Raw genomic sequence first — 25,947 nt, forward strand, 5'->3', positions numbered from 1 at the left:
AAATGGGGCTATTTGACAAACTATTTGGAGGTGGCAAAAAAGTTTCCAAGGAGACTGTGGAGACCAGAGGAGTGCATATGCCAGATCTTAACATCCCCGTTGACGAAAAATTTACCATCCACTTCAAAAAAAATGGTGGGAAATTCCTGTATTGCGATTCCTTTTCTGAAATTTCCGAGGCCTTAAAAAATATCGTTCAAGAAAATCACTGGCAGGAACATCAGTTCTTCGCAATGGACTCTAGATTGGAGGAAAGGTTCTCCAAAGAAGGAATTTCTTTTACCACGGACAATAAGAACAGTGAGGTATTTTTTACCACATGCGAACATCTAATTGCCCAAAATGGCTCCATATTGGTCTGCTCCAATCAACTAAATGAAAAAAAGCTTCATGAGCTTCCCTCCAATGTCATTGTTTTTGCAACTACGAGTCAGTTAGTAGAATCCATCGGGGAAGGTCTAAAAACTATTAAAAAGAAATACGGTCACAGTATTCCGGCAAACATAACCACCTTAAAACACTTTCAAGCGACCGATCAAAACTCAAATGATTTTTTAACTTACGGAAGCAGTTCCAAAAATCTGTATCTTTTACTTCTGGAAGACCTTTAGTATGAGAGAGATTTTTAGACGCGCCCTTACCGGAGCTGTTTACATTATATTGTTATTATCCGCTGTTTTTCTGAGCTCCGATGCCTTTGACTTTCTTTTTATGACATTTGGACTTGCATGTCTCTATGAGTATAAACGGCTTGTACAATTACGCGGATACCATATTTTTCTCGCTTATTTGGCACTTTGGTGGGCATATATCTATTTGGTACATGACCTTTCATTGATATATGTTCTATTGTTTCTTACGATTACAGTAGATTTTATACTTCTTTTTTTCCTATTCTCAAAAAACAAAAATTTATTCAGCACTTTTAGAAAATTCGTCGTTGGACTTTTTTACATAGGGGGTGGATGTATTTTTTTGACCATGATTCCTTACAAGGACGATGATTTTGCCAAACTGCTCATAATGGGCATTTTTATTCTTATTTGGGTGAATGATACTTTTGCGTATTTGGTAGGTAGTCTTTTAGGACGTACAAAATTATATCCTTCAATTTCTCCAAAAAAAACCGTGGAAGGTACGGTCGGCGGTTTTATCTTTGCCATGGGTGCCGCCTATATCATCGGAAAGTATGAACCAATTATCGGCCCGATGCAGTGGATGATTTTGGCTATAGTCATTGTTATTTTTGGTAGCCTTGGAGATTTATTGGAATCGAAACTGAAACGCACCGCAGGCGTAAAGGACAGTGGAGCTATTCTGCCCGGTCACGGTGGTATGTTAGATCGTTTGGATAGTCTCATATTTGCGGCACCGTTCGCGTATGTAACCTTAATTATTTTTGCTTATGTTTCATAGGGAAGGTCAAAAAATTATTCTTACAACTTTCTTTATAGTCTGTACCGCAGTATTACTATCCCAATTTTATATTAATACGGTTTGGCTACGGTTTGGGCTTCAAATCATTGCTTTGGTGTTTTTGATTCTGATACTTCAGTTCTTTCGAAACCCAAAACGTAAAGTCCCAAAAAACTTCGATGAGATTTTGGCACCTGTAGACGGAAAAGTAGTTGTCATCGAAGAAGTGGAAGAAAACGAGTATTTTAAGGATAAACGCATCCAGGTTTCCATTTTTATGTCTCCTATCAATGTTCATGTAACCCGCTATCCTGTAAGCGGAAGCATAAAGTATTCCAAATACCATCCCGGAAAATATCTGGTGGCTTGGCATCCTAAATCCAGTACGGACAACGAGCGTACCACAGTTGTGGTACGTACTCCTAAATTTGGGGATATCCTATACCGACAAATTGCCGGGGCTATGGCCAGACGTATCATAAATTATGCGGAAGAAGGTGAGAGCGTACAACAGGGCGATGATGCAGGGTTTATAAAATTTGGCTCAAGAGTGGACTTGTTGTTACCTTTGGATAGTGTCGTGACCGTTAAACTGAACCAAAAGGTAGTAGGTGCAAAAACCTGTATAGCCACAGTTGTGGACAAGGATGAAGAAGCAGAAATTACATACTGATTTTTTGGAGGCCGTAGAGTTTGTGAACAACTATACAAAACCACTTCCTGCCGATCTTTTACTAAAGCTCTACGCCTATTATAAAATCGCAAACAAAAACTTTAGCAACCCCGGAAGTAAGACCCCGCTTATCAATGCTTTTAAAGCCAATGCCTTGATTCAGGCCAAAAACATAGGTAGGGAGGAAGCCATGAAACAGTATACCAAATTGGTCAATAAGGAGATTAGGAAGTAGTAAGTAGGCACTATAGAAAAAACCAAGAAATGAGACCTGCAACTGGGCTCATTGATACAAGTCGTCAATATCCGCTTTACAAAGCTCAAAAAGAAAATTACCCATTTTTTCAGTTACATCCTTGTAAAAACGTTCTCCTTTTTCAGAGGTAGAATATATTGGGTTGCCCACTCCGGTATCCTCGCTGATTTGGGACCATTTGCGCTCCGCCCAGACCCAACCTTCGGAAAATGCCTTGATCTTGTATTTTTTTGAGGCTCCACTCCCCCATTTTTCCTTTGGCAATACCAATTCCGGTTTAAGATAAAGCATAAGGCTAGTCTCCATTTCATCGGCATGGTCGCCGCTTTCTTGAAAATAATCCGATTTATCAACAGCTTGTGGCCAGTTGGAAAAGCTAATAAACATTTTTGGGAATTTCAATCCCAATTCTCGGACCAAGGGCTTGAAATTATTTCCACCATGACTATTAAAAATCAATAACTTATGAATTCCCTGACGATTCAACACCTCTACAACATCGCATAGGATGGCATACTGCGTACTGGGATTTAGGTTAATGTCCAAGTAGATATCGGATTGCCCCGTATTGACTCCAAAAGGAACTGTGGGGAGCACTATAACCTTACCTCCCTTTTCCCAAGCTACCTTCGCCGATCCTGCCGCAAGAGCATCCGCTTCAAAATTGTCCGTGGCATACGGCAAATGATAATTGTGGGCTTCCGTGGCACCCCAAGGTAAAACGGCCAAATCAAAATTCGCGTCCTTAAGTGCATTCCAATTGGTCTCGGCCAAAATATAGGGTCTCATACTGTCTGGTTTTATTGCACAAACTTAAAAAGCTATTCCTAAAATATAAATCCAATCGTTCAAAAAAATCAAAACACCATTGACAAATTCTTCAAAACTAATCTGGTTATCTCATTAAATCCAGAAATTGAGCTAATCTTGATTAGTACATGCACAAAATTTACTTTGTATACGGAATTGTTTTTAGGATATGATCAATAGCCTTTAGGCGCGCGCTTGTCTTTTTATTAGCATTTATAATCACCCAAGGGGCGTACGAAGTATTTGTTTTATCCAGCATTACTTCCTTATACTTGGTATATTCTTGCCAAAGTTCTTGGGCCCTTTCATCTACTGGGGACATTTTCCAACGCTTTAGATTACTTTCCTTAATGTCCTCAAAGCGTTTTTGCTGTTCTTCCTTTGTAATAGAAAAATAAAATTTGATCAAATAGGTATTTGATTGAATGATCATTTTCTCGAAATCATTCACTTGAGACATAAAAATGTTATACTCTTCCGGTGTACAAAAACCGTTTACGGGCTCAACCACAGCTCTGTTGTACCAACTCCGGTCAAAGAAAACTATTTTACCGGGCTCAGGAAGATTATTCACATATCTTTGAAAATACCACTGTCCTTTCTCATCTTCCGTTGGCTTGTTCAATGCTACTATTCTATAGTACCTAGGATTAATGTAAGCAGAAATTCGGCGGATCGCTCCTCCCTTTCCCGCAGCATCACGACCCTCGAACAAGACCACTATCTTTTTTCGATTTTCTATGGCCCAAGTCTGTAACTTGACCAACTCAACCTGACGTCTCCGCAAATTGGTTTCATATTGCGATTCCCTTAACGCCTTTTCCAAATCTAAGTGTTTACTTGCAAAAAGACTCCGTAAACCTATTTTACTATTTAACAATTTCAGATTTTCCTCGGATAAATCCAGGTCTTTAAGTGAATCCATATCAAATGTCTATTTGCTTTGCATTCCTATAATAGCGAACAATTACATTGGGATCGGGTTGAATCGGTATTTTTGAATAATCCTTCTCCCGGTAATCAAATTTTGAAAGTACATAGCGCATACTTTCTAAACGTGCAGTTTGTTTGTCATTGGTCTTTACTATAATCCAGGGGCTAAAATCGGTGTGGGTCTTCGTAAACATTTGTTCCTTGTAGTAGGTGTACTTGTCCCAAAGTTCCTGGCCTTTCATATCCACCGGACTAAACTTCCACTGCTTTAGCGGATTTCTAAGTCGGGCCGTAAACCTTTTTTTCTGTACTTCCTTGGAAATGGAAAACCAAAACTTGATCAATATGACGCCATCTTCGTAGAGCATATGTTCAAATCCGGGTACCTGGACCATAAATTGGGCATACTGTTCCTCATTACAAAAACCCATTACAGGTTCTACTACTGCCCTATTGTACCAGCTTCTGTCAAAAAAAACGATTTCTCCGGGGTTGGGAAGTTCCTTGATATATCTTCTAAAATACCATTGTCCTTTTTCATTTTCTGTTGGTTTCGAAAGGGCAACAACCCTTGCTGTCCTAGGGTTCAAATGCTCATAGAAACGCTTTATGGAACCTCCTTTTCCGGCAGCATCCCTACCCTCAAAAAGAATGGCAACACGTAGATTGTTCTTGGAAACCCACTGTTGTAACGAGACCAATTCGCTTTGAAGTTTTATGAGCTCCAACTCATACTTCAGTTTTTTAACAACATTGTCAATTTTTATGTTTTTCCTATTGGCAATATCAATTAAATCCTTTCTTGTTTTTACGCTTAATAAATCCTCAGAAGTGTATTGCATAGTAGTTGCCAGTTAGCAGAAACAATAATCGATTTAAACAATAGAAATACCGCTAGTTTAAAAAAGTAGTGGTCCCCCAATCGTTCAATAATTCTTCAAAATAGTGTTTTTATGTAAAACAGTTGGGGTGTAGCGACAGAATTAAACGGATTTTTGACAAAAAGATAAACTAAGGGTGGGAAAATTTTTTATTTGAATGGTCCAATCATAATATGCGCCCTAAAAGTCCCTGGATCCATTAACCATGGCATTCCTTTCTCATGGGGCTTGTCCGGTAATCCCGTGGATTCTGTAGTTGCAAAAGGCGTGTAGATAACGTAGCGATATTGACCATCTGAAAGTTCCCCGGTAGTCTTGTCATAGGCTGCATCACTTCCAAAATACACGTACATCATGCTAGGTTCCTTGGGCATTTGAATTTTACCGGCAGCTACTTCGGCTCCCCGGATTTCCCTTTTCTCCTTAAAATCCTTGCCCTGAGCTGAGAGTTCTCTTCCCCTTTTCATAAAGGGTTCCAGTTTCTTTGAATAGCAGGAGACACTAATGCCGTCCTTTTTAGGGTCATCGGCCAAACAGACCAGATTATTGGTGCCTTCGCGCAATACGACGAACTTGCCCGATTCATTATAACCATAAACCATGGTTCCGGCCTTTTCAACCTCAGGTGCAGGGAGCGTAGCTGTCTTAATTTGAATTTCAGCAGGAAGGATTTCGGGTTTCTCCGTTTCTTGACAAGAAAGTGGGATAAAAGCCAGTATAAGAAGGAAGGAAGTTAAACTTTTCATTGTAACCTAGTTTTCCTTAAAGATAAATATCCTGGAGGAGTTTTTCCATAGGGGAGACAAAAAGAATAACAAATACCGAAATTTGAAATGAATAGATACATTAAACCAGTCCGGCAAAACTACCATCAGCTAATTCCATATACCAAACTATGTATGGTAACATATAACTTACCCTAAACTCGTCAAGCTTTTTTCCAAAGTCTCGATTTTGGCTTTGGCATCCGCTGCCTTCTTTTTTTCAATGGCAACTACCTGCTCCGGAGCATTGTTTACAAAGCGTTCATTGGATAGTTTCTTTTGAACGGATTGCAAAAATCCTTTTGTATAGTTCAACTCGTCCTGTATTTTTTTGATTTCCGCATCCACATCTATAGCCCCACCGATAGGGATAAAATATTCATTGCTCTTGACCCGAAAAGTCAATGCCCTTTCCAAACCGCTTTCTATATAACTAACTTTGGAAAGATGGGTCAATTTCTGAATGACTACGTCCCAAGCGTTCGAAACTTTTTCTTGGTTCAGAATGGACAGTTCCAGGGCTTCCTTCATAGGAATATTTTTTTCCTTTCGAATGGTACGAATACCCGAGATTACTTCGGAGGCAAAATTAAATCCCCTAATTAGTCCCTCGTCTACTTCTTCCTCTATTTTGGGCCACTGGGATATAATAAGTGCCTGTTGCGGATTTCGATAGGTAATACGTTGCCAAATCTCCTCGCTCAAAAAAGGCATAAAGGGATGCAGCAATTTTAGATTTTGCTCAAACAGACGAATAATGGAGTCAAAGGTGGTTTTATCTACGGGTTGTTGGTAGGCCGGTTTTGAAATTTCCAAAAGCCAAGAACAGAAATCGTCCCAAATCAATTTATAAGTGGCCATTAATGCATCCGAAATACGATATTTGCTAAAATGATCCTCTATCTCCTTCAAAGTTTGGTTAAATTTGGCAGTATACCAGGCAACACCCAGCTTAGCGGCCTCCGGTTGGGGTAAATCCCTTACCTCCCATCCCTTCACCAAACGAAAGGCGTTCCAAACCTTATTGGCGAAGTTTTTTCCCTGCTGGCATAAATTCTCATCGAACAAAAGATCATTGCCAGCGGCGGAGCTCAACAAAAGTCCCACACGAACACCACCAGCACCATACTCTTCTATTAATCTTAGGGCGTCCGGCGAGTTTCCCAAGGATTTGGACATTTTACGGCGTTGTTTATCCCTAACGATTCCAGTAAAATATACATTCTTGAAAGGGGGTTCCTTACGATATTCATAACCGGAGATAATCATGCGGGCTACCCAAAAAAAGATAATATCCGGTGCTGTGACCAAATCGCTCGTTGGATAATAATAGTTGATGTCTTTGCTATCAGGTTCCAAAATGCCGTTAAAAACGGTTATGGGCCATAACCAGGAGGAGAACCAGGTATCTACAACATCCTCATCCTGCCTTAGATCGGCAATGGTCAAGTTAAGGTCATTGGATTTTTCTTGGGCCAACTGCAACGCATCATCAATGTTTTCGGAAACCACAAAATCATTTTGGCCATCTCCAAAATAGTATGCCGGTATTTGTTGCCCCCACCATAATTGGCGCGAAATGTTCCAATCGCGGATGTTCTCCATCCAATTGCGATATAGATTTTCGAATTTTTTTGGAAAAAACTTTACCTCACGGGTTTCCAACACCGAACTTAAGGCCGGTTTTACAAGTTCTTCCATTTTCAAAAACCACTGATCGGACAATCTTGGTTCTATTACCGCTTTGGTCCTTTCCGAAGTACCTACCTTATTTACGTAATTTTCGGTCTTTACCAAAAATCCCTTTTCTTCCAACTCCTTGGCGATTTCCTTCCGTACCAAAAATCGATCTTTGCCTTCATAATGAAGACCAAAGGAATTTAAAGAGGCGTCCGGATTAAATATATCTATAACCTCCAAATTGTGTTTTACACCCAAAGTCTGGTCATTTACATCGTGTGCAGGGGTTACTTTTAAGCATCCGGTACCAAATTCCAAATCAACATACTCGTCTTCAATAATTGGTATGGAACGATTACAAATAGGTACTATGGCCTTCTTACCTTTTAGATGCCGGTAACGTTCATCTTTGGGATTTATGCAAATGGCGGTATCTCCCAGTATGGTCTCCGGACGCGTGGTAGCTATCGTTACTTTCTCCTTAGATCCTTCTATGGGATAGGACAAATAATAAAGCAAACCCTGTCTTTCCTCATGGATCACTTCTTCGTCGGAAAGGGTAGTCTGGGCCTCAGGATCCCAATTTACCATGCGATGGCCCCTATATATCAATCCCTTATTAAAAAGATCCACAAAAATCTTGATGACAGAGTCTGACATGTTGTCATTCATGGTAAAAGCAGTTCTTTCCCAATCACAGGAACATCCCAATTTCTTTAACTGCTCCAGAATTACCCCCCCGTAATTATGGGTCCAATCCCAAGCATGCTTCAAAAATTCTTCCCGGGATATGTCCGACTTGTTAATCCCCTGTTCCTTTAGTTTGGCCACCACCTTTGCTTCGGTGGCTATGGAAGCATGGTCGGTTCCAGGAACCCAACAGGCATTCTTTCCCAAAAGTCGCGCTCTGCGTATTAGGACATCCTGAATGGTGTTATTGAGCATATGCCCCATGTGGAGTACCCCGGTAACATTCGGTGGAGGAATTACAATGGTATAAGGCTCCCTTTCGTCCGGCTCGGAATGAAAATACTTATGTTGCATCCAGTAGTCATACCAATGGTTTTCCACGGTATTAGGCTCGTATTTTGATGGGATATCCATTTTTTGGAATAGTTTTTGGTGAAATAACGGCGGCACTAAAAACCGTATTGAAGGTGAATGTTAAATATTGATAAGTTAAGGGCCTTTTGCCCAAGTTAAATACGAAACAAAAATAAGTAACGTTAATAGATAACAAAAGGATTTTGCAGGTTCATCTGAAAAGATTTACTTTTGAGATTCACCCAAAACAAAAGATAGTGCAATTCCCGTAATGGATTCCTGCCAAAGATTTACTGAAAAGCAGGTTCTGATTAACATGGAGTTGCATATGCCATTGAAAAACAATTAAAACTACGATTATGAAAAAAATAGTACTTGTATTATTTATGGGCCTAATGGGTTTAGGCCTTACTGCTCAGGTAAAAGCCCCGAAAATTGAGTTTAAGGCCGAAACGGTAGACTATGGAACCATTGAAAAAGGCAGTGATGGTGTACGAGTCTTTGAATTCACAAACACCGGCGAAGCTCCATTGATCGTAAGCAAAGTAAGCTCTAGCTGTGGGTGCACGATTCCTAAAAAGCCAGAGGAGCCCATTTTACCAGGTAAGACAGGAGAAATTAAGGTGAAATATGACACCAATCGTGTAGGTCCTATACGAAAGGCAATTACGGTAATATCCAATGCGGACACACCTACAAAAGTCTTAAAGATAAAAGGGGAAGTTAAAGCTCCTGAAGGAAAAAAATGATTCACTACAGAATCTAAATGCCTTAAAAAGAAAAACCCTGATTTTAAAATCAGGGTTTTTCTTTGAATAAATCCTTTAGTACAAAGGTATAAAGCAAATCCTTATCCTGCCTGGCTATGCGCACGCGAATACGTTTTCCTTCCTTTTCGTTTAGCATTTGCAAAATTTCCTGAAGTTTATATCTATGTACGCTTTTCCCATTAACGGACAACACCACATCGCCTTCCTTAAGTCCCGCAATCTCGGCCGGGCTTCCAGCTCTAATTCCGGATACCACAATTTCGGGAACCAAACTTAACCTTGTACGATTTTCCAAAAGAATCTGTACATCTCCAAACGACTTTTTATTGCTTTGGACAACACCATTACTATTTGCTATACTCTCGGATACATAGCGCACACCATCGTGCTGTAACTCTATACCGCTCATATTGTAATGGAAGGGCATTTTAAAATTCTTGTTCTTTTTAAGGGTGAACTTGTTATTGGTATAATCAAAAACAACATTGAACCGTTTTAACACCTCGCCCCCAATGCTTCCATTTCTATCCCCCAAATACCGGATCGCACCAAACGATTTACGTTCAGGGAAAGCGGCTTTGGCGTCTTTTAGTGAAAAGCTACCCAATTTTATACTATTTATTTTGGTGCGCTTCCCAAAAATATCCCCACTAAGTCCCTTCCCAAGAAAATCATCATAATTCTTGTCCGGTATCCCTATTTCATCATTTTCAAAAAGCCAAACGGCATCGCTACTCCCAGTGTCCAACAAAAGCCGAACGGGTAAATCCTCAGCGTCCTTTAGGAAAATACTTCCATCCACATAGGCTTTCTTGGCCGCAACCGATAGTGCAAGTGTTTCACTCCTCTTATCCTTTTTATATACATAGGACGAAGGGTCATGAAATTTAATGACTTTTGAAGCATAATTTATATCAACCACAAAATCCCTAAAAAGGTCATATCCAATAATGCCATGCACTGTAATCCCAAGGCTTGGGGAGAAATTAAGGTCTTTATCCAAGACCACATATAGGAGTTGGTCCCTATTTTGTACGTTTTTCAAGGCAAATGTATTTCCCTTGGAACTTAGGGCCTTTATAGGCTCTCCATCTCCAAGTCCCCTAATGGTGATCTCGGAAACATCCTTTATTTGAACTGAATCCTGATCGGAAAGATTGAACAATATGGGCTTACTGACTCCAGAATCCAGTATGAAGGAGAGCTCGGTCCCATTTACCTCCATTGGGATGATGATAAGATTATTAATGAGTTCAAACCTCACTTTTTGGTATTTCTGTCCTTCGGGCAGGTCAAATCCCTGGGCAATCCCAACTAGGGGAAAGCTCATTAGCAAAAATGTAAAATAAACAAATATCCTGTTCAATTTCCTCAACATTAGTACTATATGACTATTAAATTTACATATTTTCCTGATTGCTTCGTCATTTATTAACAAAATATTCGATATACCAAATAAAATCTCCTTGTATTGTTTTGTCCATTAGGTTTTCTCATTTTTGTGGAAAACTAACAACGTTATGCCCTCCATATCCCAAAAAGGACAAGTAATGCCGGAATCACCAATACGAAAGTTGGTGCCTTTTGCCGAGGAGGCCAAAAGAAAGGGAATTAAGGTCATTCACTTAAATATTGGGCAACCTGATATTAAAACGCCCCAGGTTGCGCTTGATGCGGTAAAAAACAATACTTTGGAGGTTTTGGAATACAGCCGCACCGAAGGTTCGGAGGCCTATAGAGAAAAAATAGCCGATTATTACGCCGAAAAGGGTATTCAGGTTTCCGCTAGTGAAATTATGGTTACTACCGGTGGTTCTGAAGCTTTGTCCTTTGCCATGGGCAGTATTGCCGATAATGGTGATGAAATTATAATTCCCGAGCCGTTTTATGCCAATTACAATGGATTCGCAACGGCTTCAGGAATCAAAGTTTTACCCGTAGTCTCCCAAATAGAGGATAATTTTGCGCTTCCCGCTATCGAGGAATTCGAAAAGCTCATAACAAATCGTACCAGAGCCATCTTAATTTGTAATCCTGGTAATCCCACAGGATATCTATATACCAAGAAGGAGATACAAAAATTGGCGGAAATCGTGAAAAAACATGACCTGTTTTTAATAGCCGATGAGGTATACCGCGAGTTTGCCTATGACGGCAGGGGGCACCATTCCATTTTGCGGGAACCTGGACTGGATGAAAATGCCATCGTCATAGATTCCGTTTCCAAAAGGTATAGCATGTGCGGAGCACGAATAGGATATTTGGTTTCCAGAAACAACAAACTCATTAAGACTGCCTTAAAGTTTGCGCAAGCCCGATTATCGCCTCCTACCTATGCTCAAATTGCCAGTGAGGCCGCTTTAAGCACTCCTCAAAGCTATTTCGATGAGGTAAACAAAGAATATACGGAAAGGCGAGACGTCCTTATAGCCGAATTGGAAAAAATAAAGGGTGTAAAAATAGGAAAGCCGCAAGGTGCTTTTTATTGTATCGTTGAGCTTCCCATAAAAGATGCAGATGATTTTGCGCAGTGGCTTTTGGAAGACTTTAGGGTAAACAATGAAACCGTAATGGTTGCTCCAGCGGCCGGATTTTATGCTACCGAGGGATTGGGGAAGAACCAAGTGCGTATTGCCTATGTGTTGGAGAAGGATAGCTTAAAAAGGGCTGTGAATATACTACAAGAGGCCCTTAAGAGTTATATAGGTTGATGAAAATACAGCAAGATATATCCCTTAAAGATTACAATACCTTCGGTATCGATGCCAGAGCCAAATTTTTTATTGAAGTAAATAGTACTAATGAACTAAGGGAAGCACTGCAACTGAATGGCTATCCCAAGATCTTTGTTATTAGTGGCGGAAGCAATATGCTAATTACCAAAGACATAGATGCTTTGGTACTCTATATTAATATAAAAGGTATTGAGGTATCGACCCAAGATGACGATACGATTACCCTTAAGATAATGGCCGGGGAAAACTGGCATAAGCTTGTTCTTTGGACCTTGAAAAAAGGCTATGGTGGTCTCGAAAACATGTCCCTCATTCCCGGGAATACGGGCACCGCTCCCATACAGAATATCGGTGCTTACGGTGTAGAACTCAAGGATACTTTTGTGCGTTGCGAGGCCATGAAAATTGACGACCAAGCCATAAAGAGCTTTAACAAGAAGGACTGTAAATTCGGGTATAGGGACTCCTATTTCAAGAATGAAGGGAAGGGAAAGTACATTATTGTTTCCGTAACCTTGCGGCTTACAAAGCGAAATCATAGAATAAATAGATCCTACGGCGCAATTGAATCTGAATTGAACAAGAAAAATGTCGATAGGCCTACTATAACCGATATCTCCAACGCCGTAATATCTATACGAAAAAGTAAATTGCCCGATCCGGCCAAATTAGGCAATAGCGGTAGTTTCTTTAAAAATCCGGTTATTAACCAAACGAAATTCGATACTTTTACAAAAGCCTATCCGGATGCTCCTTATTACAAAGTTTCCTCCAATGCATATAAAATTCCGGCTGGTTGGCTTATTGAACAATGCGGTTTTAAGGGCAAGCGCTTCGGTGATGCAGGTGTACATGAACACCAAGCTTTGGTTTTGGTGAATCATGGTAAGGCTACCGGAATAGAAATATTAAACCTTGCCCAAAAAATTATTAAAAGTGTTAGGGACAAGTTTTCCATAACCATACATCCTGAGGTAAACATCATAAAATAACCCCCGAAAAAAAGTTCTTTCGAGGGCTATACCAAACCAAACTAACCAAAAACTAAATGTACAGTTACCAATTGTACATTTATCTAATTAAAATATGAGATATTGTCTGCTGTGACAATCAATTTAATAAATTAGCGTTTAAGGGATATACGGTAAAAAGATTGAATTGGATGTTCATCCATTTCGATTTTTTTAAGTATTCGGAACAATATATGAGTACACTTCTTGAAAAACACATCGTAGAACTGCTTCAAGAGCGAAACGAAAAAGCAATCTCGCTTTTGTACGAGCACTATGGGGATACACTATATGGTGTGGCCCAAAAAGTAGTTCGCGATGAGGAAATGGCACAGGACGTGCTTCAGGAAAGCTTTGTAAAAATTTGGAAAAAATCGGATTCCTATGATTCCTCAAAGGCCAAATTGTTTACTTGGCTTTTCCGTATTACCCGTAATACGGCCATTGACAAATTGCGCAGTACGAACACAAAAACCGATAAGGAAATCCAAATGGATGTTTCGGACGTATATAATTTAGGCATTGAAAGTATTAGGCCAGAATTTATGGATGTCCGGGAAAACCTGGAAAAGATAGAATCCAAATACCAAATTGTATTGGAAGCCTTATTTTTTCAGGGGATGACGCAACAAGAAGCCAGCGAGGAACTGGACATTCCGTTGGGCACCATTAAGTCCAGGTTAAAAATTGGGCTTAGGGAACTAAAAAAGATTTATGGTCCCGCCATGTCTTTCCTGCCTCTATTAAATTTGATACAATGAAAGAAAAAATAAAAATATTCCTGGATTCTGACCTGCTCGAAAAGTATTTGTTAGGAACGGTTACAGATCAGGAGGCTTTGCAAGTGGAGCGATACATTGCCATGTATCCCGAAGTACGTGAAACCTATAACGAGCTTCAAGAAAATTTAGAGGCATTTGCAAAATTACATGCCATAAAGACGCCAGAAGGCCTTAAAGAACGAATCCTTGTAAGAATAAAAGCGGAAAACTCAACAAGAAAAAGATTCTTCAGATATGCCATTGCAGCAAGTTTTGCCACTCTTTTGTTTGCAGGCGCTTCCTATTTCTTCTGGAACCAGAACCAAAGCCTTCAAGAAGAAAATACTATCGTCAGTAATAAAATCAAGGATTTGGAGGAGGACATGAGGGAGCAATTGGAGGACGTAAGGAACCAGTTCATTGTGCTCAATAACCCCCAGACCAAAAAGTATAATGTAAAGGGCAACAAAAAGGCCAAGGAACTTAAGGCGGTCGCTTACATTAATCCGGTTAAAAAACTGTCCTATATCAATGTGGAGAAACTGCCCAACTTACCCGAGAATCAATGTTTCCAAATGTGGGCCGAGGTTAATGGGGAAATGGTCAATTTGGGAGTTATTAAGGAAGCGGTAAGTAGAGAGAAGCTACTGGCACTACCGTATTCGGACAAAGCCGTAGGTTATATCACTATTGAACCTAAAGGAGGGAACCAAACACCAACTGTGGAAAATATTGTTGCCAATATTGCCTATTGACAAAAAAACTTATTTCCCCATATGGCCCTGAAGCTAGCTTCAGGGCCATATTTTTTATATCTTTACCCAAAATTCTGAAAAGATGCTGATTGTTTTGACTATAGGCTTATTAGCCTTGGCATTTGCTGGAATTGCCATAAAGATTTGGTCGCAAAAGGATGGCAAATTCGCAGGTACTTGCGCGAGCCAAAGTCCATTTTTGAACAAAGATGGACAGGCCTGTGGCATGTGCGGGAAACTTCCAAGTGAACAGGATTGCAAAAAGGATATCGCCCCAAAACTACAATAGCAAGCTAACCTTTTCTACGGGTAAACTTTTATTAATACCTACTTCGATTGGTCAAACGGGAAAACGGACTTCAAGATATAATCAAAAGGGCCAAATCCGGTAACCAAATTGCTTTTAGCACACTTTTGGACAACTTCTGGAACGACGTTTATGGTTTTCAGTTAAAACGTACGGAAAATGAAAACGATGCGGAAGATATTACCGTTCAGACCTTTTCCAAGGCTTTTGATCGCATTTCTACCTATGATGAATCTTATGAATTCAAAACTTGGTTGATCGCCATTTCCAAAAATATTCACATAGACCTCATTAGAAAAAGAAAAAGAAGCCCTTTTGAGACCGATGGGAACAATGAAGTGATAAAAAAGGTTTTGGACGATGCCCCAACAGCGGAAGATCGTCTAATAACTGAACAGAATCTGGCCAATCTGCTTCAACATATCAAAAAACTTAAGCCCCATTACCAAGAAGTCATTAATCTTAGATACTTCAATGAACTTAGCTATGCGGCCATAGCCAAAGAGCTTAAAGAACCCATTAACAACGTTAAGGTGAAGTTGCTGAGGGCAAAAAAACTACTGGCAGAAGTCATTAAAGGTGATAAACAATAAGAGATGCACACTACAAAAAAGGGGTTTGGGGCGTAGGATAAGGTAAAACTTAAATCGAAAACCCATTATCCCTTGAGATTCTATAGTGCCCATAAACCATAATTTACTTCGTATATTTGTGTAAATTTTCGCTATGAGTGTAGAGACTTTGGGTAATGTTGCCCCTCCCAAGGGAAAACCTAAATGGCTTAGGGTAAAACTTCCTACAGGCAAGAAATATTCCCAACTCAGGGGATTGGTAGATAAATACAATTTACACACCATTTGCACCTCTGGCAGTTGTCCCAATATGGGGGAATGTTGGGGAGAAGGAACCGCAACCTTTATGATATTGGGAAATATATGCACCCGTTCCTGTGGTTTTTGCGGTGTGCAGACGGGGCGTCCGGAAAATGTAGACTGGTCAGAGCCCGAAAAAGTGGCCCGGTCCATAAAAATTATGGGCATTAAACATGCTGTAATTACCTCTGTGGATCGTGATGATTTAAAGGATATGGGATCCATTATCTGGGCCGAAACCGTAAAAGCGGTAAGGAGAATGAATCCAAACACGACCTTAGAGACACTTATTCCTGATTTTCAGGGTATTGAAAATCACATTGACCGTATAGTCCACGTGGCTCCAGAAGTGGTGTCCCATAACATGGAAACCGTAAAACGGCTTACCCGTGAAGTAAGGATCCAAGCGAAATACGACCGTAGCCTTGGTGTCCTAAAATATCTCAAGGACAGCGGTATACATAGGACAAAATCGGGCATAATGTTAGGTCTTGGCGAGCAGGAGGAAGAGGTTATCCAAACCATGAAAGACCTAAGGAAAGTAAACGTAGACGTTCTTACAATTGGCCAATACCTTCAACCGTCTAAAAAACATTTGCCGGTAAAGGAATTTATTTTGCCTGAACAATTCAAGAAATACGAAACGTTGGGGTTGGAAATGGGATTTAGATACGTGGAGAGCGGTGCATTGGTAAGATCGTCCTACAAAGCGCACAAGCATGTAGATTGAGACCAAAAAAATCAACATCGCCCTTTGTAAAGGATATTCCTAAAATTGTCACTGTTTCGGTATAATTTCAAGAAATAAGCTAAAAATTGTACGGTTTATAAGAAAATTCCTATTAGATTGGTTCGGATAAACAATAGTTGCCATTCTTGTACGTTTCATTTTCAGGCCCCTTAATAACAAAATTGAAGGGTGTTGTGCTATGTAAGGGAATTTTTGATTTATATCGATATCGTGCATAACTAAAAAGTATATTTGAGAATCGAAATATTACATAAACTACTTCAAAAATGGGTATGGAGCTATCTTCTGTTAGCTGCCCTTAATGTATCCTATGGGCAAGATTCCTTGGCACAAAATGATTTACAGTCATATTTTAACAATGCCAGGGAATTAAAAAATCAGAGCAAAATGGATCTTGCTCTGGAGTCGTTGGAAAAAGCCGCCGAACTTGCGGAAAAAAATGAGGATGTAAAAGCCTTGGTAGACAGCTATCACAATCTCGCCCTGCTCTACCTAAAATTGGACAAGGAGGAAACTACACTTTTCTTTTGGGATCGAGCAAAATCGGTACTAAAGGATATAGAATATCCGTATGGTGATGCCATCCATAAGTTCATAGAGGCCATTTTGCTTTTTAGGGATGATAAGAACTTTCAGGCCATCTTTATGCTCAACGAGGCAAAGCAATTGAACAACGACCGTAATTTTTTCAATAATATCCTTTTGGTTGAGGGCAACATTTATTTGAATCTGGAAAAATATGATAGTGCTTCTAAAAATTTCAACTCCCTCGTCATCAATACAGATCTGTACGAAAAGGAATATTTGGCCACCAGGGCGCATATTGGTTTGGCTCAATTAAACCAAGAAATCAAAAATTTTGAGGAAGGGGCGTTGAATGCCGAAAGTGCATTGAAACTTTCCCAAGAAAATGACTTTTTTAAGGAAACCCTGGAAGCCAATCAATTATTGACCCAACTTTATGAAAGTATCGGCCGCTTTGATAAATCCTTGGTACACAATAGAAATCTTCTAGAAATCCGGGACTCCCTGTTTACCATAGAAAAAGTAAAAACAGAGGCCAAGACCGCGGAAAAAATTCAATTTGATTTTATGAGCGATGAAATCAAGCGGATGGATCAACGTATAGAGGAATTGAACGAATCGCGAAATCGTTCAGAAATTGCCACTATCCTTACTTCGGCATTCCTATCAATTATTTCGCTATTGGCGGTTTCCCTGTATCGTAACAATCAAATAAAACTAAAGACAAACGACCTCCTACAGACCAAAAACAATGAGCTACAGGGTGCAAGGGATGCAGCTGTACAGGCCATGGAGGCCAAGACCAATTTCTTGTCCACTGTAAGCCATGAGTTGCGAACACCACTCTATGCGGTGACCGGTCTTACCCACCTCTTGTTGGAGGAAAATCCGAGTGAAAATCAAAAGGAGCATCTAAAGGCGCTAAAATTTTCAGGGGACTACCTCCTGAATTTCATAAACGATATCTTACAGATAAATAAAATCGATGCCGAAAAGCTGGAACCTTTGAACATTGAATTCAATCTTAAAAAGATTCTTCAAGAGGTTATAGACTCCCTTCAGCAAAGTGCCAAGGAAAACAACACTAAAATCATTTTGGAATATGACGAGAACATCCCGGGCCATTTAATGAGTGATCCTTTAAAGCTTTCTCAAATATTCATGAATCTGGTAGGTAATGCCCTAAAATTTACAAAAGACGGTGAGGTAAAGGTAATAGCGCAGTTGATTAAGAAGGTGGAGGACGATGTTACTTTATATTTTGAAGTTAAGGATACCGGGATAGGAATATCCCAGGAGCAGCAAAAAGTCATTTTTGAAGGATTTGAACAGGGTTCAATTCAGATTAATAGGGAATATGGCGGCACCGGATTGGGTTTAACCATTGTAAAAAGTCTATTGGGCTTATTTGATAGTAAGATACAACTGCAAAGTGATTTGGGTGAAGGAAGTTCTTTCTTTTTTGAGCTAAAACTAAAAAGTAAGGACAGTGTTGTGGACGACATTTCTTTTGAAATTACTCAAAAGGATTATGACTTTAAAGGGCTTCACCTATTAATCGTAGAAGACAACAAAATCAATCAGGTCATAACGAAAAAAATGTTGACCAAAAAAGACATCACCAGTGACATTGCCAGTAACGGTATGGAAGCCGTTGAACTCGCCCGAAAAAACCCATACGATGCAATTTTAATGGACATCCATATGCCTGGTATTAGTGGTGAGGAAGCTACCATTGAAATTCGCAAGTTCGATAGTCATACCCCCATTATAGCACTAACGGCCATCTCCTTGGATGACAGTTTGGAGAGTTTTTATGCCGCCGGGTGCAATGATGTAGTAACCAAGCCCTTTAAACCGGAGGTTTTCTATCAAAAAATCGGGGAGAATATCTTTAGTAAAAAAGAGGTCAAGAACCCTGCATCATAAAATTGGACAATTCCTTGGTCAATATGTCTTGCCCACTATTTAAGAAACGGTGGCGTACCGGAACATAGTACAGGTTCTCCAGTTTCCCGGTCAGACGGACATAATCCTTTTCCGTAGTTAAAATACATTCCTTAGACTTAAAAAGAGCCAATTCGTTTTCAGTGAAGTAATGATGGTCCCCAAACCTTAGATGCTCAAAAACAAGTCCTTTGTTTTTAAGCCAACGAATCAAAGGTTCGGGATAGGCTATTCCAGTGACCAGCGTAATTCTTAGGTTTCTCAGATTTTCCCAAGAAATTGCTTTGGTATCTCTTACTGGAAGGTCATATGCCAAACTACTGAAAAATATCCGTTGATTTTTTGTTGGCTTTATTCTATTTATAATAGCATCCTGTTCCATTTGGGACAATGAGGAAGGACATTTGGTGACTACAATGGCATTCGCCCGTTTTGCTTCTTTTTTGGCATCACGCAAATTACCTGTGGGCAAATACCAATCATCCGTATACAAATTGGAATAAGTGGTCAATAAAATAGCGTACCCCGGACGCACTTTCCTGTGTTGAAAAGCATCGTCCAAAAGTATAACATCGGGGGTTCCCCGCTTTTTCAATTCAAGAATTCCTCTGGTCCTGTTTGCGTCTACGGCAACCAAGACCTTAGGAAATTTGGAATGGATCTGAAAAGGCTCATCCCCTAACTCCTCAACCGTATTTTCCGCCCTTCCAATAAGAAACCCTTTTGATTTCCTCTTATATCCCCTACTTAGTACGGCAATGCTATGGGAGTGCTGAAAAAGGGATATCAAAAGCTCTATCATAGGTGTTTTCCCCGTCCCCCCAACACTCAAATTACCAATGCAAATTACAGGAATGTCAAAAGACCTTGATTTCAAAAACCCAACATCATACAAATAATTTCGAATATGTACCACAAGGGCATATACCAAAGAAATGGGAAACGTTATTTTTCGTAAAAGTCGCACCGGAACGAAAATATAATATTTTATCTTTGATAGCCTTATAAAACCAAAAAATGACCGTCCTGGAAATAACCCGAATACTGGAAGAACTGGCCCCTTTACACTATGCCGAAGATTTTGATAATACCGGAATTTTAGTGGGTAACCCGGAAGCAGAAGTCTCTGGGGTTTTGGTTACCTTGGATACTTTGGAAACCGTTGTCGAGGAGGCTATTGCCCATAATTGCAATCTTGTTGTAAGCTTTCATCCCATAATTTTTGGTGGATTAAAAAAGTTGACCGGTTCTTCTTATGTAGAACGGACGGTAATAAAGGCGGTGCAAAACCAGATTGCTATTTATAGTATGCACACAGCATTGGACAATTCGCCCAAGGGGGTAAACGCGAAGATTTGCGAAATCCTTGGAATACAAAACCCTAAAATACTGATTCCCAAAAAGGGAACCCTCAAAAAATTAACGACCTATGTTCCAAAAAGTGATGCGGAAAAAGTAAGAAAAGGTCTTTTTGCAGCAGGAGCGGGAAACATAGGAAAGTATAGCGATTGTAGTTTCAACACGGATGGAACCGGTAGTTACAAAGCAAATGACGGAGCAAACCCGGCCAAGGGTCAGATTGGACAATTTCATTATGAGGAAGAGACACAAATAAACGTGGTTTTTTCAGCGATGAACGAGCCTAGAATAAAAACTGCATTGTTAAAACACCACCCTTACGAAGAAGTAGCCTATGAGATTTATACCTTGGACAATACCGATCCTACAATAGGTATGGGAATGGTGGGTCATCTAAAAAGTCCTATGGAGGAAATGCAGTTTCTTGAGCTTATTAAGAAAAAAATGAAGGCATCCTGTGTACGTCATTCGGAATTATTGGGAAAAAGGATACAAAAAGTAGCGGTTCTTGGAGGTAGCGGAGCTTTTGCGATTTCCGCTGCAAAAGCCTCCGGGGCGCATGTTTTTATCACTTCCGATGTAAAATATCATCAATTCTACGAGGCCGAGAACAAAATGGTGATAGCAGATATTGGACATTATGAAACGGAACAGTTTACAAAAAACCTATTAGTAGATTATCTTACAAAAAAAATCCCTAATTTTGCAATCCGTTTATCGGAAAGTAAAACCAATCCCATCAAGTATTTATAAAGCATATGGCTAAAAAGGTAGAAGCGACCGTAGAGGAAAAACTAAGGGCATTATACGATTTACAGTTAATTGATTCCAGAGTGGATGAAATACGTAATGTTAGGGGAGAGCTCCCATTGGAAGTAGAAGACCTGGAAGATGAGGTATTAGGGCTTAAAACCAGAATGGATAAGCTTAAGACCGATGTTGAGACCATTAATTTTGAAATCGGCGCAAAGAAGAATCTCATCGAAGAGGCAAAAACGTTGATCAAGAAATATAGCGAGCAACAAAAAAATGTTCGGAATAGTAGGGAGTTCAATTCCATAAGCAAGGAATTGGAATTCCAGGAATTGGAAATTCAATTGGCCGATAAGAATATAAAGGAGTTCAAAGCCCAAATAGAACAAAAAAAGGAAGTTATATCGGAAACCAAGGAAAAGCTCTCCGAAAGGGAGGCCCACTTAAAGCATAAGAAAAGTGAATTGGACGCTATTCTGGCAGAGACCGAAAAGGAGGAAATGGCCTTATTGGACAAGTCCAAAAAATTCCAGACTGAAATAGAGGAAAGGTTGATCAAGGCTTACACTCGAATCCGAAGTAATGTAAAGAACGGTCTGGCCGTTGTTCCCGTTGAACGTGGCGCATCAGGAGGCTCTTTCTTTACCATACCTCCACAGGTGCAGGTAGAAATTGCCTCGCGTAAAAAAATTATTACGGACGAGCACAGCGGCCGTATTTTGGTGGATCCCATTTTAGCGGAGGAAGAGCAGGAAAAAATGGAAAAAATGTTTTCCAGTTTGTAGGGATTGATTCCTTAGAAAAAGATTAAAAAGCCATCCACTCCATGTGAGATGGCTTTTTTATTCACAACAGGAAATAGTAATATGACCACATTAAAACTCATTATAACGGTTATTCTTTTGAGCACTTTTAAGGGTGGCACCCAGCAACTAGAGGATTATCAATGGAAAAACAGGGTTCTCCTTTTTTTTGATGTATCATGGGAATCCAATGCCATAAACTCTCAATTGGGAAAATTTTCCGGGGTACGGGAAGAAATAGTAGACCGCGATCTAATCCTATTTGTGGCAACTCCTAAAGGTATCTTTACGGGACGTGGTCATCCGCAGGATATGCAATTAAAAGATGTATATAATACCGCCAATGTTTCCGAAAAGTTTAAGGGAGTGGTCTTGATCGGAAAGGATGGCGGTGTTAAGCTAAAAAAGGATTTTGAAATAAATCCACAGCTTGTTTTTGATTTAATTGACAGTATGCCCATGCGAAGGGCCGAAATGCGGTCCGGAAAAAATCATTGAAGTAAATCTAAAATCATTTGCTCAACTTCTGGGCTATCCCATCTTTTCTCAATGTCGGGCACCTGCATTACTTCTTTCATAATTTCCTCTTGTGCATCACCAATTGCAAGGGCCTCGGCATAAGGCTTGTTTGAAAAAGTGACTCTGGAATATGCCGGAATCCACTTATTAGGGTGCTTTTCCGCAAACCGTTTTTCAATCTTTTTTTGTAATAGAAATCCGGGGTCTGCCGTTTTGCTGCTCATTTCCTTAAAATTACGATAGCTCAATTCTGCAATAGCATCGGCATTTGGTTTACGTTCTTCTTGATAGGCACGGAAAATAGTCTCCCAATCATCACCATATTGTCCCATTAATTGGTCAAGGAAATAAATATCCTCGAACCCAGCGTTCATTCCCTGCCCATAAAATGGCACTATGGCATGGGCCGCATCACCCACAAGTGCAACCTTGTCCCAATAGGTCCAAGGGTAGCATTTCATGGTTACCAAGGCACTGGTAGGGTTGGCAAAGAAATCAGTAGTTAAATTTTCAATTTCTTTTCGTACGTTGGGGAAGTAAGTCTTAAAGAATTTCTTTGCTTCTTTTTTGGTCGTTATATTTTCAAAAGATACCTCCCCTTCAAAGGGCATAAAGAGGGTACAGGTAAAACTTCCATCCAAATTAGGCATGGCAATAAACATAAACCTTCCTCTTGGCCATATATGAAAGGAATTCTTATCCAGTTTATGGGAGCCATCCCCATTGGCCGGAATGGTCAGCTCCTTATATCCCACATCGATAAAGTCCTGGGAATAATCAAAACGGCTCCTCCTCTGCATTTTGTGACGCACTCTGGAAAAAGCCCCGTCACAGCCGAAAACCATATCAAAATCGTATGCCGTCCATTTGCCTTTTTCCGTTTCCCCAGTATAGATTTTGGCCTGGGGCAAGTCCACGTCCCAAACTTTTTCCTCAAATCTGAATTCCACTCCGGTGCCCTCGGCCAAGTCTATCATCTTACGGTTTAGCACACCCCTGGAAATGGACCAAATGGCCTCACCTTCCTTGCCATACTTTTGAAAATAAAGGGGTTTTCCAACAACATGCATAGCCCTTTTGTCCAAAGGAATGGCAATTTTCTTTATCTCATTTTCAATCTGGATTTCCCGCAAGGCCCTCCAACCCCTATCACTCATCGCCAAATTAATGGAACGGCCAGAAAATTTAATAGTCCTAATATCTGGCCTTCTATCGAAAACAGTAATGGAATGCCCTCTTTTTTGTAGATAAATGGCCAATAATGAACCGACCAGTCCCGAGCCTACAATGGCAATTTTTTTGGGAGTCTGTGTCATAAATAACCTATGGGCTATGGTTTAAAGATGGTAAAAGTACTAAAATTTAAATATTCGTGATAAAAGCATTGGAAAGCGCTTAAAATTCCAAGTTTAAAAAATAGTTAACACTTTTTGTTTAGCTTTTATTTATTTTAGTGAAACAAAAAATGATATGTTGTATTATTCCAAGTCCGATTTGGAAAATCTACCTACCCGCTTTAAATCCAACCTCATCAACAGCTGCACAGGATATAAATCCTGCAACTTACTTGGAACAATTTCGGAGAAGGGAGTTACCAACCTTGCAATTTTCAATTCCATTATGCATATAGGAAGTAATCCACCGCTTTTGGGTTTCATCCTAAGACCCCTTACGGTTAAACGGGACACCTACGAAAACCTAATGCTCAATGGGGATTTCACCGTAAATCACGTAAACAAATCCATTATAAAGTCGGCTCATCAGACTTCGGCAAACTATGAAAAAGAAATCTCTGAATTTGAAAAAACCGGGTTGACCGCGGAGTATTTGGACGGCTTTTCGGCACCCTATGTTGGGGAAAGTACGATAAAATTAGGGTGCCGTTATGAAAATGCCTATGAAATAAAGGAAAATGGCTGCCTGTTGATTATTGGAAGTATCCTTCATATTTATCTGCCCAAAGAAACCCAACACAAAGACGGATGGGTACAATTGGATAAAGCACAAAGCATCTCCGCCATAGGGCTGGACGGCTATGCCCTACCAGAGTTATTAACACGCCTTGCCTATGCCAGACCGGATAAATTTGAGGATACTCCAGATGAACCGTAAAAAAGCCGACCTCCCCGTTAAAATCTGCAAGGTTTGTGGTTTGGCCTTTCGTTGGCGAAGAAAATGGAGAAAAAATTGGGAAGAGGTTAAATATTGTAGTGAAAGATGTAGAAGAAATAAAAACTTAAAGGTAGATAATAGTTGACTTCAATAGTTGAATTAAATGGCGCTCAACTTGAACTTCATTCTTAATATGTAAAAATGAACAATCTAATTTGGTTTAGGAACGACCTTAGGATAACGGACAATTCTTCCGTTAACAAAGCATGCTCGGGAGTTAAAGTAATGGGTATTTATTGCTTTGACCCATACTATTTTGGCATGGGTGATTATGGCTTTAAGAAAACGGAAAAGTTCAGGGCCCAATTTTTGATTGAAACCGTTATCCAACTAAAAGAAAACCTAAAGAAATTGAACATTCCCTTGTTCGTTTATCTCGATAGCCCTGAAAAACGGATTCCAAAATTCATAAGGGAACATGACATACATGCTGTTTTCCTACAAAAAGAATGGACACGGGACGAAAACAAAGCACGCGATGCCGTAATCGCCAATGTTCCGGCCTCCGTGAATTTTGAGGAAAGCTACGATCAGTTTCTTTTTCATCCGGATGATATTCCCTATAACAGCTTGCAACAAATACCAAAGGTATTTACAGAGTTTAGAAAAAAATGCGAAACCCATTGCAAAGTGAGGACCACCTTGGAAAGCCCTAAGGCTAGGCCCTCAACAAATCAGTTCAAAAATAACACTGAAGTTCCGGGTATAAAGAATCTGGGATTGGACAATTTTAGTATCGATACCAGAACGGCCTTTCCTTTCCATGGCGGTGAAGTCAATGCTCAAAAAAGGGTACAGGAATATTTCTGGGAAACCAAAAAGTTGACCTTTTATAAAAAAACACGCAACGGATTGGTAGGCCAAGGATATAGCTCCAAGCTTTCTGCGTGGCTGGCCAATGGAAGTATCTCGGCTCGCACTATCTATTGGGAGGTTAAGCAATTTGAAAGGACCGTTAAAAAGAATGAAGATACCTACTGGCTCATTTTTGAACTGATTTGGCGAGACTTTTTCAAATATGTTTCTTTAAAACATGGTAACCGAATATTTCGGATCGAAGGTATTCTAAACAAAAAATACGAATGGAAAACATCAAAAAAAATAACGGAGCACTGGATTTCAGGCCAAACGGAGGATTCCTTTATTAATGCCAACATGCGGGAAATAGCCCGGACCGGGTGGATGAGCAACCGGGGTAGGCAAAACGTTGCAAGTTTTTGGTCCCGAATTCTTGAACAGGATTGGCGTATTGGTGCGGCCTATTTTGAAAGCATGCTCTTGGACTATGATGTACATAGCAATTGGGGCAATTGGATGTACAATAGTGGAGTCGGTAACGACCCACGCAATCGTACCTTCAATAGTAAACGGCAAGCGGAGCGATATGACCCCAATGGAAAATTTCAGGCCCTTTGGCTTCAAGAAACACTTTTTTAAAAATATGTTCCGAA

General features: G+C 40.0%; 27 protein-coding genes. 19 read left to right on the top strand and 8 right to left on the bottom strand.

Annotated features, from left to right (window positions below; genetic code table 11):
* The first annotated feature begins 2 nt into the window (after positions 1–2).
* The 4 genes from ACP2AF_RS20420 to ACP2AF_RS20435 are packed head-to-tail and all read left to right on the top strand — an operon-like array spanning position 3 to position 2,324.
* A complete protein-coding gene (locus tag ACP2AF_RS20420; RefSeq protein WP_425237974.1) occupies positions 3–611 on the top strand; it encodes an LUD domain-containing protein in 609 nt (202 codons plus the stop codon).
* 1 nt (position 612) lies between these two features.
* Positions 613–1,416 carry a phosphatidate cytidylyltransferase gene (locus ACP2AF_RS20425; protein WP_425237975.1) on the top strand — a complete coding sequence of 268 codons (804 nt, stop codon included), beginning with the start codon at positions 613–615 and terminating at the stop codon, positions 1,414–1,416.
* Complete coding sequence (locus ACP2AF_RS20430; protein ID WP_425237976.1) at positions 1,406–2,089, top strand: phosphatidylserine decarboxylase family protein; 684 nt, start codon at positions 1,406–1,408, stop codon at positions 2,087–2,089. The genes ACP2AF_RS20425 and ACP2AF_RS20430 overlap by 11 nt, the downstream gene beginning before the upstream one ends.
* On the top strand, positions 2,064–2,324 hold the full coding sequence (locus tag ACP2AF_RS20435) for an acyl-CoA-binding protein (protein ID WP_299529343.1): 261 nt from the start codon (positions 2,064–2,066) through the stop codon (positions 2,322–2,324). Before ACP2AF_RS20430 ends, ACP2AF_RS20435 begins: the two co-directional genes overlap by 26 nt.
* A gap of 48 nt (positions 2,325–2,372) precedes the next feature.
* Here ACP2AF_RS20435 and ACP2AF_RS20440 read toward each other — a convergent pair whose 3' ends face one another.
* From ACP2AF_RS20440 to ACP2AF_RS20460, 5 genes are all read right to left on the bottom strand, one after another.
* On the bottom strand, positions 2,373–3,134 hold the full coding sequence (locus tag ACP2AF_RS20440) for a creatininase family protein (RefSeq protein WP_425237977.1): 762 nt from the start codon (positions 3,132–3,134) through the stop codon (positions 2,373–2,375).
* Between the two features lie 160 nt (positions 3,135–3,294).
* Complete coding sequence (gene ppk2, locus ACP2AF_RS20445; RefSeq protein ID WP_425237978.1) at positions 3,295–4,080, bottom strand: polyphosphate kinase 2; 786 nt, start codon at positions 4,078–4,080, stop codon at positions 3,295–3,297.
* Between the two features lies 1 nt (position 4,081).
* On the bottom strand, positions 4,082–4,930 hold the full coding sequence (ppk2, locus tag ACP2AF_RS20450) for a polyphosphate kinase 2 (RefSeq protein WP_425237979.1): 849 nt from the start codon (positions 4,928–4,930) through the stop codon (positions 4,082–4,084).
* 188 nt (positions 4,931–5,118) lie between these two features.
* On the bottom strand, positions 5,119–5,715 hold the full coding sequence (locus tag ACP2AF_RS20455) for a hypothetical protein (RefSeq protein ID WP_425237980.1): 597 nt from the start codon (positions 5,713–5,715) through the stop codon (positions 5,119–5,121).
* A gap of 168 nt (positions 5,716–5,883) precedes the next feature.
* Complete coding sequence (locus ACP2AF_RS20460) at positions 5,884–8,517, bottom strand: valine--tRNA ligase (protein WP_425237981.1); 2,634 nt, start codon at positions 8,515–8,517, stop codon at positions 5,884–5,886.
* Positions 8,518–8,816: 299 nt separating this feature from the next.
* Between ACP2AF_RS20460 and ACP2AF_RS20465 the strand changes: the two genes are divergently transcribed.
* Positions 8,817–9,206: a DUF1573 domain-containing protein gene (locus ACP2AF_RS20465; protein WP_120713287.1), complete on the top strand. Its 390-nt coding sequence runs from the start codon at positions 8,817–8,819 to the stop codon at positions 9,204–9,206.
* Positions 9,207–9,255: 49 nt separating this feature from the next.
* Here the strand turns inward: ACP2AF_RS20465 and ACP2AF_RS20470 are convergent, their stop codons facing one another.
* On the bottom strand, positions 9,256–10,557 hold the full coding sequence (locus ACP2AF_RS20470; RefSeq protein WP_425237982.1) for an aspartyl protease family protein: 1,302 nt from the start codon (positions 10,555–10,557) through the stop codon (positions 9,256–9,258).
* A gap of 190 nt (positions 10,558–10,747) precedes the next feature.
* On the opposite strand from ACP2AF_RS20470, the gene ACP2AF_RS20475 reads away from it, so the two are divergent.
* The 8 genes from ACP2AF_RS20475 (at position 10,748) to ACP2AF_RS20510 (ending at position 18,872) form a co-directional block, all read left to right on the top strand.
* Positions 10,748–11,938, top strand: coding sequence for a pyridoxal phosphate-dependent aminotransferase (locus tag ACP2AF_RS20475; protein WP_425237983.1), 1,191 nt, complete (start codon positions 10,748–10,750; stop codon positions 11,936–11,938).
* Positions 11,938–12,954, top strand: coding sequence for a UDP-N-acetylmuramate dehydrogenase (gene murB, locus ACP2AF_RS20480; protein ID WP_425237984.1), 1,017 nt, complete (start codon positions 11,938–11,940; stop codon positions 12,952–12,954). Before ACP2AF_RS20475 ends, murB begins: the two co-directional genes overlap by 1 nt.
* Positions 12,955–13,166: 212 nt before the next feature.
* Positions 13,167–13,733, top strand: coding sequence for an RNA polymerase sigma factor (locus ACP2AF_RS20485; RefSeq protein WP_120713680.1), 567 nt, complete (start codon positions 13,167–13,169; stop codon positions 13,731–13,733).
* Positions 13,730–14,488 (top strand): anti-sigma factor, encoded by a 759-nt coding sequence (locus tag ACP2AF_RS20490; protein WP_425237985.1) that lies wholly within the window; start codon positions 13,730–13,732, stop codon positions 14,486–14,488. The genes ACP2AF_RS20485 and ACP2AF_RS20490 overlap by 4 nt, the downstream gene beginning before the upstream one ends.
* A gap of 82 nt (positions 14,489–14,570) precedes the next feature.
* Positions 14,571–14,777, top strand: a complete 207-nt coding sequence (locus ACP2AF_RS20495) for a membrane or secreted protein (RefSeq protein ID WP_120713292.1) — start codon at positions 14,571–14,573, stop codon at positions 14,775–14,777.
* A 47-nt stretch (positions 14,778–14,824) separates the two neighbouring features.
* Entirely contained in the window at positions 14,825–15,388 is a 564-nt protein-coding gene (locus ACP2AF_RS20500) for an RNA polymerase sigma factor (protein ID WP_425237986.1), read from the top strand.
* Positions 15,389–15,521: 133 nt separating this feature from the next.
* A complete protein-coding gene (gene lipA, locus ACP2AF_RS20505) occupies positions 15,522–16,397 on the top strand; it encodes a lipoyl synthase (RefSeq protein WP_425237987.1) in 876 nt (291 codons plus the stop codon).
* A gap of 252 nt (positions 16,398–16,649) precedes the next feature.
* Complete coding sequence (locus ACP2AF_RS20510; RefSeq protein WP_425237988.1) at positions 16,650–18,872, top strand: response regulator; 2,223 nt, start codon at positions 16,650–16,652, stop codon at positions 18,870–18,872.
* Here the strand turns inward: ACP2AF_RS20510 and lpxK are convergent.
* Positions 18,853–19,857, bottom strand: a complete 1,005-nt coding sequence (gene lpxK / locus ACP2AF_RS20515) for a tetraacyldisaccharide 4'-kinase (RefSeq protein WP_425237989.1) — start codon at positions 19,855–19,857, stop codon at positions 18,853–18,855. The genes ACP2AF_RS20510 and lpxK overlap by 20 nt on opposite strands.
* Positions 19,858–19,907: 50 nt before the next feature.
* On the opposite strand from lpxK, the gene ACP2AF_RS20520 reads away from it, so the two are divergent.
* The 3 genes from ACP2AF_RS20520 (at position 19,908) to ACP2AF_RS20530 (ending at position 22,303) form a co-directional block, all read left to right on the top strand.
* On the top strand, positions 19,908–21,002 hold the full coding sequence (locus tag ACP2AF_RS20520; protein ID WP_425237990.1) for a Nif3-like dinuclear metal center hexameric protein: 1,095 nt from the start codon (positions 19,908–19,910) through the stop codon (positions 21,000–21,002).
* A gap of 5 nt (positions 21,003–21,007) precedes the next feature.
* Entirely contained in the window at positions 21,008–21,787 is a 780-nt protein-coding gene (locus ACP2AF_RS20525; protein WP_425237991.1) for a zinc ribbon domain-containing protein, read from the top strand.
* Between the two features lie 81 nt (positions 21,788–21,868).
* Positions 21,869–22,303, top strand: a complete 435-nt coding sequence (locus ACP2AF_RS20530; protein WP_425237992.1) for a DUF4174 domain-containing protein — start codon at positions 21,869–21,871, stop codon at positions 22,301–22,303.
* On the opposite strand, the gene ACP2AF_RS20535 is transcribed toward ACP2AF_RS20530, so the two are convergent.
* Positions 22,297–23,640: an FAD-dependent oxidoreductase gene (locus ACP2AF_RS20535; protein WP_425237993.1), complete on the bottom strand. Its 1,344-nt coding sequence runs from the start codon at positions 23,638–23,640 to the stop codon at positions 22,297–22,299. The genes ACP2AF_RS20530 and ACP2AF_RS20535 overlap by 7 nt on opposite strands.
* Positions 23,641–23,794: 154 nt before the next feature.
* Between ACP2AF_RS20535 and ACP2AF_RS20540 the strand changes: the two genes are divergently transcribed.
* Genes ACP2AF_RS20540 through ACP2AF_RS20550 form a run of 3 tightly spaced genes read left to right on the top strand, consistent with a single transcriptional unit; the run spans position 23,795 to position 25,933 of the window.
* Entirely contained in the window at positions 23,795–24,436 is a 642-nt protein-coding gene (locus ACP2AF_RS20540; RefSeq protein WP_425237994.1) for a flavin reductase family protein, read from the top strand.
* Positions 24,426–24,581 (top strand): DUF2256 domain-containing protein, encoded by a 156-nt coding sequence (locus ACP2AF_RS20545; RefSeq protein WP_425237995.1) that lies wholly within the window; start codon positions 24,426–24,428, stop codon positions 24,579–24,581. The genes ACP2AF_RS20540 and ACP2AF_RS20545 overlap by 11 nt, the downstream gene beginning before the upstream one ends.
* 56 nt (positions 24,582–24,637) lie before the next feature.
* A complete protein-coding gene (locus tag ACP2AF_RS20550) occupies positions 24,638–25,933 on the top strand; it encodes a DASH family cryptochrome (protein ID WP_425237996.1) in 1,296 nt (431 codons plus the stop codon).
* Positions 25,934–25,947 lie beyond the last annotated feature (14 nt).

The organism is Ulvibacterium sp. (assembly GCF_965248315.1).
Taxonomy (GTDB): Bacteria; Bacteroidota; Bacteroidia; order Flavobacteriales; family Flavobacteriaceae; genus Ulvibacterium.

Coding starts and splice junctions, on each gene's coding strand:
- ACP2AF_RS20525 (WP_425237991.1), top strand. CDS start 21,008: ATGGCTAAAAAGGTAGAAGCGACCGTAGAGGAAAAACTAAGGGCATTA.
- ACP2AF_RS20545 (WP_425237995.1), top strand. CDS start 24,426: ATGAACCGTAAAAAAGCCGACCTCCCCGTTAAAATCTGCAAGGTTTGT.
- ACP2AF_RS20475 (WP_425237983.1), top strand. CDS start 10,748: ATGCCCTCCATATCCCAAAAAGGACAAGTAATGCCGGAATCACCAATA.
- ACP2AF_RS20430 (WP_425237976.1), top strand. CDS start 1,406: ATGTTTCATAGGGAAGGTCAAAAAATTATTCTTACAACTTTCTTTATA.
- ACP2AF_RS20520 (WP_425237990.1), top strand. CDS start 19,908: ATGACCGTCCTGGAAATAACCCGAATACTGGAAGAACTGGCCCCTTTA.
- ACP2AF_RS20420 (WP_425237974.1), top strand. CDS start 3: ATGGGGCTATTTGACAAACTATTTGGAGGTGGCAAAAAAGTTTCCAAG.
- ACP2AF_RS20470 (WP_425237982.1), bottom strand. CDS start 10,557: ATGAGCTTTCCCCTAGTTGGGATTGCCCAGGGATTTGACCTGCCCGAA.
- ACP2AF_RS20550 (WP_425237996.1), top strand. CDS start 24,638: ATGAACAATCTAATTTGGTTTAGGAACGACCTTAGGATAACGGACAAT.
- ACP2AF_RS20425 (WP_425237975.1), top strand. CDS start 613: ATGAGAGAGATTTTTAGACGCGCCCTTACCGGAGCTGTTTACATTATA.
- ACP2AF_RS20460 (WP_425237981.1), bottom strand. CDS start 8,517: ATGGATATCCCATCAAAATACGAGCCTAATACCGTGGAAAACCATTGG.
- ACP2AF_RS20440 (WP_425237977.1), bottom strand. CDS start 3,134: ATGAGACCCTATATTTTGGCCGAGACCAATTGGAATGCACTTAAGGAC.
- ACP2AF_RS20535 (WP_425237993.1), bottom strand. CDS start 23,640: ATGACACAGACTCCCAAAAAAATTGCCATTGTAGGCTCGGGACTGGTC.
- ACP2AF_RS20490 (WP_425237985.1), top strand. CDS start 13,730: ATGAAAGAAAAAATAAAAATATTCCTGGATTCTGACCTGCTCGAAAAG.
- murB (WP_425237984.1), top strand. CDS start 11,938: ATGAAAATACAGCAAGATATATCCCTTAAAGATTACAATACCTTCGGT.
- ACP2AF_RS20530 (WP_425237992.1), top strand. CDS start 21,869: ATGACCACATTAAAACTCATTATAACGGTTATTCTTTTGAGCACTTTT.
- ACP2AF_RS20540 (WP_425237994.1), top strand. CDS start 23,795: ATGTTGTATTATTCCAAGTCCGATTTGGAAAATCTACCTACCCGCTTT.
- ACP2AF_RS20465 (WP_120713287.1), top strand. CDS start 8,817: ATGAAAAAAATAGTACTTGTATTATTTATGGGCCTAATGGGTTTAGGC.
- ACP2AF_RS20435 (WP_299529343.1), top strand. CDS start 2,064: ATGAAGAAGCAGAAATTACATACTGATTTTTTGGAGGCCGTAGAGTTT.
- ACP2AF_RS20485 (WP_120713680.1), top strand. CDS start 13,167: ATGAGTACACTTCTTGAAAAACACATCGTAGAACTGCTTCAAGAGCGA.
- ACP2AF_RS20455 (WP_425237980.1), bottom strand. CDS start 5,715: ATGAAAAGTTTAACTTCCTTCCTTCTTATACTGGCTTTTATCCCACTT.
- ppk2 (WP_425237978.1), bottom strand. CDS start 4,080: ATGGATTCACTTAAAGACCTGGATTTATCCGAGGAAAATCTGAAATTG.
- ACP2AF_RS20495 (WP_120713292.1), top strand. CDS start 14,571: ATGCTGATTGTTTTGACTATAGGCTTATTAGCCTTGGCATTTGCTGGA.
- ppk2 (WP_425237979.1), bottom strand. CDS start 4,930: ATGCAATACACTTCTGAGGATTTATTAAGCGTAAAAACAAGAAAGGAT.
- lipA (WP_425237987.1), top strand. CDS start 15,522: ATGAGTGTAGAGACTTTGGGTAATGTTGCCCCTCCCAAGGGAAAACCT.